An 11,948-nucleotide genomic window follows, 5' to 3' on the forward strand; every position below is an offset into this window, starting at 1 on the left:
AAAAAAAAGAAGCCCATTGCTGGGCTTCTTAAAATCTTATTTTTTAGGTGCAACTGGAGCACCCGCTGGGGTCGGATTAAAGTAAGCTTTGATGTCGGCATCGTCAGGCTTAATCTCTTGCGCTTTCGTGAACAACTCTTTCACTTTGGCTTCATCCTTTGTTACCGATAAATGATAACCACCTAAGAACTTATACGCCTCAAATAATTGGTTTTTATCTTCTTTGTATTGTCCTTTTTCAGCACGTTGTGTTTCCACCGCAGCTAAGAATTTCTCATAATAAGGAGCACCTAACCATTTTGTACCTGTGTAATCAATTAGGTTATTGGCACGTGCACGGTTGATATAGAATGGAGGCCATTTGTCATTGATTTCAATCGCCTTCGCAAACATTGTATCAGCACGCATCGCCATCGCTGGACGAGCAATCGTATCCGCCTTATTGATAAATGCAGATGTCAAGTAGTAATCCATGGCAACTTTGAAATAATCACCAGAACCAACAGTCTGTGACTTTTTCACTTTCCATTGAATTGCATTCATTCCTGCTGCTGCTGCGTCCGCATAACGCTTTTGCTTGTAACGCACATCATGAATGATTGAATAAACGTTATTGTTCGTATCCAATGGTGCAGCACGCTCAAGGTAAACTAATGCCAATGAATCTTTTCCTAATCCTTGGTATCCTTTTCCAAAATACAAATCATCCATGAAATAAGGCTTAACACCTTTCTTCACCATACCGTCTAGGTTGTCGATACCTTGTTGGAAATTACCCATCTCCACATTCGAATATCCACGCATACGGTAGATGTCATTATCTTGAACACCTTTCTTATCAGCTTCATCCGTAAATTTCATTGCTCCTTCGTAATCTTTCGACAAGAACAATAATTTTGCGGTTTCTAAAGTAACCTGAGGAGTAGCTTCAGCTTTTTCCAAATAACGACGGAAATAACGAGAAGCATTTTTGTATTGGCTACCTACGATCAAATACTCACCATACTTACGCAATGCTGGTGCATAGTTAGAATCCAAATCAATCGCCTCTTTGTAGCGAGCTTGAGTTTCCTTGTAGTTTTTACCACGTATGTAAACCGTACCGATTTTCACTTTTGCCTTGATGTTGCGTGGCTCTTGTGCGATTGCATTTTCGTAAGCAGTTACCGCATTTCCACCATCATTCTTGATCAAATAAGCATCTCCTTTTACGATGTAATGATCGGCTGTAGGTAATTTCTTATCCTTCATCATACGATCCTGAATCAAATCGATCAAACGAATTGCCTCAGCAGGATCATTGTTGTTCGCATTGAATGAATCTTCTTTACCCAAAATATAATACATCGAATATGCTTCAGCAATTCGGTACATCACATCAACGTTTTTATTCTTAGTCTCCGCCAAAATACGATCAAACTCAGGTTTTGCCTCATTAACCTTATTTTGACCTACCAAGATCGAAGCCAAACCTACTTGATTTAAATAGTTCTTAGGATCAGCCGCTTTACCTGCTTCAAATGCCTTACGAGCATTATCCCAATCGCGTTGATTCAAGAAATAATATCCTAAATAAAAATAATTTTCACCTGTAGGTTGAGCAGCAACTAAACCCTCAAAAACCTGTTTCGCACGGCTCGGTTGATGGCGATCCATCATATGCAAACCATCTTGAACTGTCTGCCCGAAAGCCAAATTGGTCAACAACAAACCAACTCCCAAAAGCCATGATTTCATTTTCATCATTGTTAATTAAAATTTTGTTTAAATAGTATTTTTCTTAGGCGTAAACATTGAAATAATTCAACTAATTACTTTAAAAGTTTAATAATTTTAGAATCACAAATATACTAATAATTCTCCTAAAAATTCAAAATTCAAGGCCATAAATTAGCCATTATTGACTGATTTGATACTGTCGAATCGTGATAGGTCGGGTCAAAGGAATTAAGCCTGATTTCAAAACAATCAGCTGCCCCATGTCACCACAGACATAATTGACAAATCCAGTCCCTAAACCTAAATAAGATTCCTTTAATATAATCTTCACTTCACGACGTAAAGGATATTTCTTTAATGCCAAATTATAGCCAAAGGGTTGATAAAATTCAGCCTTGGGTAACGAAGATTCCTTCGCGACCGACATCACATTGACCGAACGAATAAACCCAAGGGAAGTAGGATTATCCCCATCACTAATCCAATTCGACCCAATAATTCCCATTGCATTCGGATGTGATTTAACATATTCGATTACCTCTTTGTTGGAACCCGCAGCAGATACCGACAATCCTTTATTCCCTAATCCAAACAGGTCAACAAGAAACTTAATGTTACTCGAATTCGCCTTATCTACCACTAATTCAACATCCCCTCCGCGCGAAGAACCGATGGATTTCCATGATTTTTGTTGGCCTGAAAGCAATGCCTTCAATTGATCTAAACCAATTAAGGTGTCTTTATTTGAAGGATGAACCAATAAGGCAATACCATCTGCCGCAAACTTAAAACTACGGTAGGTAATTTTCTCGCGTGTAAACACAGCCTTCTCAGCATCAGTCAATTCCCGCGTCACAACAACACCTCGAACCTTGTCATTGAGTAAATCGGCAATCGCTTCATTCTCAGGCTTGAATTGCAAATTGATATTCGCAAAATGGTAGTTGTCGCGAAAAGCCACTTTTTCTGCTTCCACTACCCGTTGGAAAGACTCATCTACCCCAAGACTTATCGTCCCAGTTGTAGGACCATCTTTCACTTCATTTTTTTTCGTACCGCAGCCCATCATGACAATTGCAGTCAATAAGCCGGCCATTAATTTAGTCTTCATATTCAGCATAATTAGATGATTCATCAGCTTCTCGAAAATACAAATAAGCGCGCCAAATCCGAAACAATCCATACAACATAAATAGGATTCCTAAGAAAAGGGTAATCTGCACGCCCCCCCATTCACCTAAATCGAATGAAGACCAAAAGGCAACATAAGCACCTAATAAAGTATATGCTAAGGCGACAAAAACACGAAAAGAAATATTAACCCAAATGGCCATGGAACGTTTCATAATGGAATTTAAACAATCAGACCTGCCAAATAACATTTAGCAGGTCTGACATGAATCTTCAAATAAAAATTACTCAGATAACACGAACGTGATCGGCTGTGTAAAGCGAGAACGCACTGGGCGACCCGATTGCTTACCAGGAGTCCATCTTGGTACCGATTTAATTACACGTACGGCTTCTTCGTCGCAACCGAAACCTACAGATTTCAAAACTTGAACGTCTTGGATAGTACCGTCTGTGTTCACAACGAACTGAACGTATACTTTACCTCCCACGTTTGCACGTTGTGCAGCAGATGGGTAACGTAAGTTTTTCTGCAAGAAGGATCCGAATGCACGGGGTCCTCCAGGGAATTCTGCTTGCTGCTCAACCGCTGTAAAGATTTCATCTTCAGCTGGTTTAGGCGGCTCAACTGGCTCAGTTCCTTTAGCATCTGGATCCACTGGTGGTTCATACGTTTCCGATTCACCTTTAACAGATTCAGCTGCCGTGTTACCACGAACTTCTTCAGGTGGCGGCTCAGGCTTCGTCACTTCCTCATCATGCTTGATTTCAGGAGGTAAGAATTTCGTCGTTGTCACCTTAGGAATTTCTTTGGGTGGTGGCGGCGGTGGCGGTGGAGGCAACTCAACCTTCTTGGTTGGAGCTGGCTTATCCAGTTTCATTACTTCAGCAGTCACCTCAGTCTTTTCTTCTGATTCTGCAGTCAACTGTTTCCAGAAAGCTGCGATTAAAAGAGCACCGACAAAGAGTGCAGAGCCTAGTAATACCGACCGCTTCATTACTTTGGGATACGTCTTACGAAGAACAAAAGCACCGAATTCACGGTTTTTGTCTTTGAAGATAATATCGTCCAAAGTAGCATTTTGGCTTATTACTTGTGACATAATATTCGTTTAATTTAAAATTAATTTAATAGGTCTATTTACCTGATCGTTTAATCAAAGCTTCCGTATCCGGATCAATCTCCAACAAAGCATAACGCTTGTTGTTGGTAATCGCACACTCATCAAGCATATCAATCATATTACGATATTTTGCTTTTTTCGTAGGCTTAATTACGATGGTAAAATTAGAACCAACCTTCGCCTTAAGATCCGCAATCACTTTGCGAATGCCTGTCTCAGAATAGTTGGTCACCTGCATTACTGTACCTGCTTCAGTAGGAATACCTTGGTAGTAATACACCTTGTCAACATCTGGACACACAGTAAGTGTTTCCGATAATTTAACAGGTGAAGTTTCCTTCGTATCCGTTTTATCAGGCATGTTTAATTGCATGGTAACGGGTTTTGCTAACGTAGTCGTTAACATAAAGAAAGTAATCAACAAGAAGCCTAAGTCCACCATAGGTGTCATGTCGATTTTGGTCGACATCTTTTTACTTCGCTTCTTCCCGCCTTTCTTCCCGCCGCCGGAGCTATCTATTTCTGCCATTTCTGTTTGTAATTAAAAATGAAAACTTATTTCGGTTTATTTTCCGGACCAGTTACCAATTGAAAGATATTGATGTTCTGAGCTTGCAAAGTACCGATGATATCAGCAAACACTTTGTAATTAGACTCCTTATCTCCTTTAATAGCAACCTTTAACTCTGGATTAGACAATTTCGCATAACCCACCCAATACGATAACTCGTTATTAGCTGAATCAATTGGAATTCCCTTGCTTAGCTTTTTAGCTTCTGAAGGTTTCATATTCAACACCTGACGCATAGCTCCAAGAGGATAGCCTACAATTTCCGAAGCCATAAAGTTCTTCTTCATTTCAGCCGTTACAGCGATACCATAGCGATTAGCCATACGCTCTAACATAAACTCTCTTGCCATTTGATCATCAGTTGCCAAATAAACGCCTCCTTCTGGTGAAACACTAACCATCAGCATACCATCTTTCGTATTCAAAGGTTTCTCTGAGATAGATGATGGTGGCGTGATTGTAACTGCCTCTTCTGGACGGAACTTCGCGGTTAACATGAAGAACGTCAAAAGAAGGAAAGCCACATCACACATCGCTGTCATGTCGAGTGAGACACTATGTCGTTTAGCTTTAACTTTTGGCATAACAATTATTTTTTTGAACAGTGAATAAAATTGAATGAAAGGGCAAAGCCCCTAAATCAGTTCAAATATTAATTGTGATGTGTAGCGTAGTTTTGGTTAACACTTAAGCCGATTTCATCAATGCTGTAAGTTAACTCATCAATTTTCGCTGTAAATACGTTGTATGCAATGATACAGATCGCTGAAGTACCGATACCTAACGCAGTGTTAATAAGGGCCTCAGAGATACCATTCGCTAACGCTGATGAATCTGTAGATCCACCTGAGTTACCTAATGAAGCAAAGGCCTTGATCATACCAACTACCGTTCCTAATAGACCGATCAAAGTAGATACTGATGCCAATGTTGCAATGATAGTCAAGTTTTTCTCTAACATTGGTAATTCCAATGAAGTAGCTTCTTCAACTTCTTTGCTCAATGCAGCTAATTTTTGCTCTTTGTCTAAAGAAGACTCAGAAATTAACGCTTTGTATTTTTTGATAGCAGATAAAGTAACGTTACCTACTGAACCTTTTTGCTTATCACAAGCTTTCAAAGCTCCTTCAACATCGTCTTTGTCTAAAGCCGCTTGTACTGAACGTACGAATGCGTTAACATCACCAGTACCTTTTGCTTTACCGATTGTGAATAAACGCTCAATAGAAAATGTTAATGCAGTTAAGAAACAAGTCATCAAAACTGGCACAATTACTCCACCTTTGTAAACGACACCAAAGTAATCGCCTGGTAGTGGGTGTCCTTCTGTAGTACCTCCTTCAAAGTGAGAAGGATCTCCCATTACAAAGTTGTAAATAGCTAATGCAATGGCAAAAAGAACAATTAGAATTAAACCGGCAGAAATTCCACCTGATTTTTTTTCAGTTGCAGCTGGCTTAGCAGCTGGCTTTGGTTGTTGTGTACTCATTAGTTTGGTAATTTGGGGTTAAAGAATTATTTTTTTGTTAATAAAACTTGTTGAAAAATGCGGGAGTAGTTTTCATAGGTTTTGCCTCCACAACTTTTTTCGGTAAAGGCAAAAGTAATAGAATTCTCAATTAATTTGCACACCTGCATTTATCCTCCCTTACCAAAATACCCCCCTATCCCACATCGCTATTGTATTATCTTGATATTTTAACCAAAAATCCCCCCATTATTAGGTACTTTTTTGAGAATTATTTTTTTAAAAAATTTTCAAAAAAAATTAATTTAAACCTATTTACACGCCATAAAGTACCAAAATACTGTACATTTGTCTTCCCAAATTTGTTTCCATGGACTCGCCATTTAGCCCCAAAGGACCCCGAGCTGCAACGCGTAAAAACGATAGCCAACCGCTGAAAGACGCGATTGACGCACTCCTACGTGTCTATAAACTCCAGAACCAGTTCGACGAAACCTCGATCGAAGCGAATTGGGCCGAAATTATGGGCAAACCCATCGCCGCCAGAACCACCAAAGTCTACGCGAAAAACCAGAAATTATACCTGCAAATCGACTCAGCCCCCCTGAAAAAGGAACTGGTCATGGCGAAACAAAAAATGATTGAATTAATTAATAAACATGCCGGCAAAACCGTCATCCAAGAAGTAATCTTCCTTTAATCCTCCTGCAAAGGCTTGCGCAAATCCCACAACAAGCTCAGCCACACAACAAATAGAGGCAATATCATCAACGCATAGCGATTCACATAGGCCTCACGCAAAAACCTCGGGAACAAATCTGTCGGAGAAAAACTCGAAATCAACAGAGTGATTACAAACAATATCCAGCGCCCACGCGATTTTTCGCCCAAAACAAACCAAAGTCCTACACCCGGAAAGGCCATAATTAAAGTTGGAGATTCTGTGCCTGTACTGGCCAACATTAAATAAATCAACACCAGGGCCATCAATCGCAACTGAAAATCCACATGAAACCATTTCTTCGGCTGAAAATATACCCAAGCCGAAAGCAACATAGAGGGAATCAAAAACCACATATTCGACAAAGTCCCATCCCCCGTAATCCGTCGGAACACGCCCATCACACATACATCCGTCCTTAAATTTCGTATATCTACATTCAAGGTGTTTTTATGCGACAAAACCTCCATCCATTCCTGGTAACATTGCCAGGTATAATCCCAGCCGCCAAATAGAAACGGAAAAAGAAATACCACCACAAACCAAAACAGTAAATAGGCCGCATAGCGAAAACGCTCTTTGGTGAAAAAGAAAAATGCTAAACCTACAATGCCATAAAACTTAATGAATACGCCCAAGGCAATCAATAAGGCCGACCAGCCTAATTTGCCTCTTTGCATAAAGATATAACTCCACAAGATCATCGCCACACACAAAGCATGAAACTGCGTATTTAACAGTGCTGTAATCGTGGAATTCAGAATAATCCATAATATCCATGCACGCTGCTTTTGGCCTACAGGTAAATTCCAAACCGCCCAAAACAACATCCCCGCATTCAACGCATTCCACACAACCACACTCCAGCCTAAAGGCAAATAAGCAAAGGGTGCCATCAAAATAGCAAAGGCTGGACCATATAGATACAAGTCAAAATACTCCCGAGGATACAAGGGATACAAATGCATGCCTTGAACAAAATGCCCAAAACTCGCCCGGAAAATCTGAAAATTATTAATGTGTGAGTTTACCTCCGAAAGCGAATACTGCTTCCAACCTGTAAAGATTCCCGCCCCTATCCAAATGAAGAGTAAGACATAGAATCGCGCATACCAAGGATTACGATTTGCTGATTTGACCGACATAAGTATCCATTGTTATAAAATCCCCTAAGTCCTCCGACTTCAACCAGCGTAAATATCGCTCCATTTTCTCCAATAATCCACCCTCATGTCCACGCTTCACATGCCCCGGCAAAGGATAGGCATCCAAATTCGTGAATTCCCAAGGATGGAAATATAAATTCAAAAAGCCATTTCGCATCGAAGCGCACGTGAAGTACTTATATAGAATGAGTGGGAAGTTCTTGAAGGCCAACCAAAACAATGGTATTCGGAAACGTGGCGTGACCGAAGCCGGAACCTGCCAAAGCCCCTTTTCAAAAAAGGCTTTCATAGGCTTATCGCGGTGATCATAACGACCTGGAATCCAAGTCGGATTTAAGGAAGAATGGTAGGTATAGCCAGCCTTCACAATTTCTTCCTCTGGAACATATTGCATGCGCGCCATCCGAAAACCGCAAATAGGCTTTCCACTAAGCTTTTCCAATAAATCTTTGGACGATTTTAAATCCGTCTTCGGATCAAAATGCCCATGGTAATACCCATGTGATGCTAAAGCATGTCGGGGATGTAATGCCTTAATCCAATCCGAATTCGCCTCCGCATAAACGCCTGTACAAAATATCGTAACCGGGATTTCATATCTATCCATCAAATTCATGAAAGATTCTACCCCTTTGCGCGAAACCGATAATTGTTCCTCCAAAGGCAAATCATAGCCATACTCTGTGGGGATATCGCACTCCTCTACATCCAAGGTAATCATGATTTGCGGGCGCATAGACTTAGATTAATCGGCGAATTAAGATCGATGTAAAATTGAATAACTCGGTCAAAATCGTCTTGAATTTCATGCTCGAAAACTGAATCCCATCTCGCAACTGGACATAAATCCATTCAAAACGAATGTCTTTGGAACGGCTAACCAAAACCAAGAATTCCATATCAAACAGAAAAGCGGAGATTTGGGTCTTCAAAAACAATTCCTTTCCACGCTGGTTGAAGCCTTTCAAACCGGATTGGGTATCCTTGACTTTCAAGCGAGGGAAAAACAAGTAATTCATCAACTTCAAACTCAAGGAAAAAATCTTCCTACGAAGCGGCAATGAGTCATAATATTGCTCATCACGCACACCCACAACAACATCCACATTTCCTGTAGCTAAGCGGCGATACATTTCAAGTGCGTTTTCCATTTTATATGGGTAATCTGCATCGGTATAAATGATCAAATCGCCTGTTGTTTGCTTAACGGCCTCACGCAATGCAGCACCCTTACCTACATTTTTAGGTAAATCGATGAAGTGAAACGAAGCGATACCTGCCTCAAGCAAGGACAAATCAGAAGCTTGAATTCCCTGCGAACTCCCATCATTGACGAGATACACAGATACCTGCAAATCTGCAGGCAATTGATCACGAAATTGCTGAAAATAGTATAGCAAATCCTCCGCCCAGCCCGTATGTGGGTTGTAACAAGGATGTACCAAATCTAAAGATCTTGAGGAAGCCAAGCCGTTTTTTTTACAATAATACGAAATTTCAGGCTTTCCTTTGACGAAAAAAAAGGACATATTTGTAGCTCAACCCAATAAACCCTCATGCAGATTCCCGCGCTATTAAAAAAAGGTGACCGCGTAGCCATCGTTTCACCCGCTTCTCCGCCTAGCTCCGAACAATGGAAAAAGGGCATTGAAGTATTGGAATCCTGGGGTTTGGAGGTCGTATTTGCGGAAAATTTTTTAGCTAAACACTTTGGCCTGGCGGGTACCGACGAGCAACGTCGGGCCGACATGCAACAGGCCTTAGATGACCCCAGCATTAAAGCTATTTTCCCTTTACGCGGGGGCTATGGCAGCAGTCGTTTTTTAGACGCCTTGGACTTTTCTCATTTTGTAGAATCGCCCAAATGGATGGTCGGCTTTTCAGATATCACGGCTTTAATATGCCACATTGACAACTTGCAAATTGCGGGCATTCACGGCCCAATGCCAAATAATTTCTGCCAAAAAGGGGGCGATGAGGCCTTAGAATCCTTACACAAACTCCTTTTTGCAGGAGAAACGCATATTCAAATTCCATCCCATGAAGCCAATCGTGCGGGTGAAACAATATCCACACTTGTAGGTGGAAATTTATCGTTGCTGGCCCACCTCATCGGCTCGGAAAGCTTCCCAAATCCTGAAGGTAAAATTCTATTTATAGAGGAGGTCGGAGAACGCTTATACCACGTCGACAGAATGCTAGTTCAACTGAAACGTGCTGGTTACCTTGCTAAACTGAAAGGTTTAATCATAGGAGGATTTACTGATTGCGAAGAGGCCAAATTAGAAATAGGAAAAACTGTTGAAGAACTTGTCCTAGAACATTGCGCAGGGACCAATTATCCCATCGCATTTGATTTCCCTGCAGGTCATATCCCCAACAATTTCGCCTTGCCGTTTGGCACAAAAATCAAGTTCTTGGTAAATAATGAAAATGTCCAAGTTCTTGGACAGATTTAAGCCTTTTCAATATTGAAATCAGCTAGTTTTGGTCAAAAAAAACCATGCTAGCAAAAACCTTTGGCTGTTCCGTTTTTGGCGTAAACGCAGCGCTCATTACGATTGAAACCCATGTGGGACAAGGAAGTAAATGCCATTTGGTGGGACTCCCCGACTCCACCATTAAAGAAGCCATTTTGCGTGTGGAATCTTCCATGAAACAAATGGGCTGTTTCTTCCCGCGAAGGAAAGTCGTCATCAACCTGGCACCCGCCAATGTGCGAAAAGAAGGCTCATCCTATGACGTAGCCATTGCGCTCTCCATCATCCAAGCATCTGAGCAAATCTACCTTCCCGATTTAGATCAATATGTCATCATGGGTGAATTGGCGTTGGATGGAATCATTCGTCCAATCAAGGGGGCCTTACCAATCGCGATGGAAGCCCGTAAAAATGGAATTCGCAAAATTATCCTGCCTTTGGAAAATGCGCATGAGGCCGCTTATGTTGAAGACATGGAGGTTTTTGGGATGGAGACCCTGCAAGAAACCGTCCAATTTTTACGCGGAAAATCCTTTCACAAACCCATACAAGTTAAACCGCACGAGCGCGAATCTAGCGTTCACAAGCTCGACTTTTCACAAGTTCAGGGGCAAGATATGGCCAAAAGGGCGCTCGAAATCGCTGCCGCGGGAGGACACAACCTGATTCTGATTGGCCCACCAGGTGCCGGAAAAACCATGCTTGCAAAGCGTATACCTAGTATCCTACCCCCGCTAAGTCTTCAAGAAGCGATGGAAAGTACGATCATACATTCCATTGCCGGGAAATTAGGAGTCCAACAATCCTTAATAAACCAGCGCCCTTTTCGTGCACCGCATCATACAATTTCATCCACGGCCTTAATCGGCGGCGGATCGAATCCGCAACCCGGCGAAATTACCTTAGCACATCATGGCGTTTTATTCCTCGACGAACTTCCTGAATTTTCCAAACATGCCTTGGAAGTGATGCGCCAACCTTTAGAAGACCGCATTGTCCATATTTCTCGAGCGCGCTATGCCGTTGAGTTCCCCGCTAATTTTATGCTCATGGCGAGTATGAACCCTTGTCCGTGCGGCTATTACAATCACCCGTCGAAAGATTGTACTTGCGGGCCTGAAATAGTCCAACGCTACTTAAATAAAATTTCAGGACCCTTACTCGACCGCATTGACCTTCATATTGAAATTCTTCCAATCCAATTTGAAGAAATGCGCAAACAGAGCACTAATGAATCAAGCCAACACATATATGAACGGGTAATTCGTGCGCGGAAAATTCAAGAAAATCGCTTTGAGAAATTCCCGATGGTACGAACAAATGCCATGATGGATGGAGGCATGATTCGAGAAATGTGCCCATTGGATGAGCATTCAGAAATACGTTTAAAATCCGCCATGAACCGATTATCCCTCTCCGCGCGCGCTTATGATCGCATTATTAAAGTTGCCCGGACCATTGCTGATTTAGCTGAAAGTGACAAAATAGCATTGGAACATTTAAGTGAAGCCATCGCGTATCGAAGTTTAGATAGGGAAAATTGGGGAGGATAATGTATTTTTGAAAAA

The 11,948-nt window shown here is 41.5% G+C and carries 13 protein-coding genes; 3 read left to right on the forward strand and 10 right to left on the reverse strand.

The genetic code is table 11. The features are described 5' to 3' along the window. Nucleotides 1-36 precede the first annotated feature (36 nt). The 7 genes from V7S75_RS06025 to V7S75_RS06055 all read right to left on the reverse strand — a co-directional run bounded on the left by V7S75_RS06025 (nt 37) and on the right by V7S75_RS06055 (nt 6,034). Complete coding sequence (locus V7S75_RS06025) at nt 37-1,746, reverse strand: tetratricopeptide repeat protein (RefSeq protein WP_459512231.1); 1,710 nt, start codon at nt 1,744-1,746, stop codon at nt 37-39. Between the two features lie 151 nt (nt 1,747-1,897). Then, complete coding sequence (locus V7S75_RS06030) at nt 1,898-2,830, reverse strand: PstS family phosphate ABC transporter substrate-binding protein (RefSeq protein WP_459512233.1); 933 nt, start codon at nt 2,828-2,830, stop codon at nt 1,898-1,900. Then, a complete protein-coding gene (locus tag V7S75_RS06035; RefSeq protein WP_459512235.1) occupies nt 2,820-3,065 on the reverse strand; it encodes a hypothetical protein in 246 nt (81 codons plus the stop codon). Before V7S75_RS06035 ends, V7S75_RS06030 begins: the two co-directional genes overlap by 11 nt. A 69-nt stretch (nt 3,066-3,134) precedes the next feature. After that, nucleotides 3,135-3,953, reverse strand: coding sequence for an energy transducer TonB (locus V7S75_RS06040; RefSeq protein ID WP_459512236.1), 819 nt, complete (start codon nt 3,951-3,953; stop codon nt 3,135-3,137). A 34-nt stretch (nt 3,954-3,987) separates the two neighbouring features. After that, on the reverse strand, nt 3,988-4,503 hold the full coding sequence (locus tag V7S75_RS06045; RefSeq protein ID WP_377975641.1) for an ExbD/TolR family protein: 516 nt from the start codon (nt 4,501-4,503) through the stop codon (nt 3,988-3,990). Nucleotides 4,504-4,529: 26 nt separating this feature from the next. After that, nucleotides 4,530-5,129, reverse strand: a complete 600-nt coding sequence (locus V7S75_RS06050; protein ID WP_459512239.1) for an ExbD/TolR family protein — start codon at nt 5,127-5,129, stop codon at nt 4,530-4,532. A gap of 68 nt (nt 5,130-5,197) precedes the next feature. Next, nucleotides 5,198-6,034, reverse strand: a complete 837-nt coding sequence (locus tag V7S75_RS06055; protein ID WP_459512241.1) for a MotA/TolQ/ExbB proton channel family protein — start codon at nt 6,032-6,034, stop codon at nt 5,198-5,200. Nucleotides 6,035-6,383: 349 nt separating this feature from the next. Here V7S75_RS06055 and V7S75_RS06060 point away from each other — a divergent pair, with 349 nt between their 5' ends. Next, entirely contained in the window at nt 6,384-6,713 is a 330-nt protein-coding gene (locus V7S75_RS06060) for a DciA family protein (RefSeq protein ID WP_377975645.1), read from the forward strand. Here the strand turns inward: V7S75_RS06060 and V7S75_RS06065 are convergent. From V7S75_RS06065 to V7S75_RS06075, 3 genes are read right to left on the reverse strand one after another with little or no spacing between them, the layout of a single operon-like run. After that, entirely contained in the window at nt 6,710-7,879 is a 1,170-nt protein-coding gene (locus V7S75_RS06065) for a glycosyltransferase family 87 protein (protein WP_459512244.1), read from the reverse strand. The genes V7S75_RS06060 and V7S75_RS06065 overlap by 4 nt on opposite strands. Continuing rightward, the gene (locus V7S75_RS06070) at nt 7,854-8,636 is read right to left on the reverse strand and encodes a polysaccharide deacetylase family protein (RefSeq protein ID WP_459512246.1); all 783 of its coding nucleotides are present in this window, start codon (nt 8,634-8,636) and stop codon (nt 7,854-7,856) included. The genes V7S75_RS06065 and V7S75_RS06070 overlap by 26 nt, the downstream gene beginning before the upstream one ends. Before the next feature lie 4 nt (nt 8,637-8,640). Further along, nucleotides 8,641-9,369, reverse strand: coding sequence for a glycosyltransferase family 2 protein (locus tag V7S75_RS06075; RefSeq protein ID WP_459512248.1), 729 nt, complete (start codon nt 9,367-9,369; stop codon nt 8,641-8,643). Nucleotides 9,370-9,456: 87 nt separating this feature from the next. Between V7S75_RS06075 and V7S75_RS06080 the strand changes: the two genes are divergently transcribed. After that, nucleotides 9,457-10,359 carry a S66 peptidase family protein gene (locus V7S75_RS06080; protein WP_459512250.1) on the forward strand — a complete coding sequence of 301 codons (903 nt, stop codon included), beginning with the start codon at nt 9,457-9,459 and terminating at the stop codon, nt 10,357-10,359. Nucleotides 10,360-10,403: 44 nt separating this feature from the next. After that, nucleotides 10,404-11,933, forward strand: coding sequence for a YifB family Mg chelatase-like AAA ATPase (locus tag V7S75_RS06085; RefSeq protein ID WP_459512252.1), 1,530 nt, complete (start codon nt 10,404-10,406; stop codon nt 11,931-11,933). Nucleotides 11,934-11,948: the final 15 nt, after the last annotated feature.

This window comes from Aquirufa sp. TARAVU-A1A (assembly GCF_054558675.1).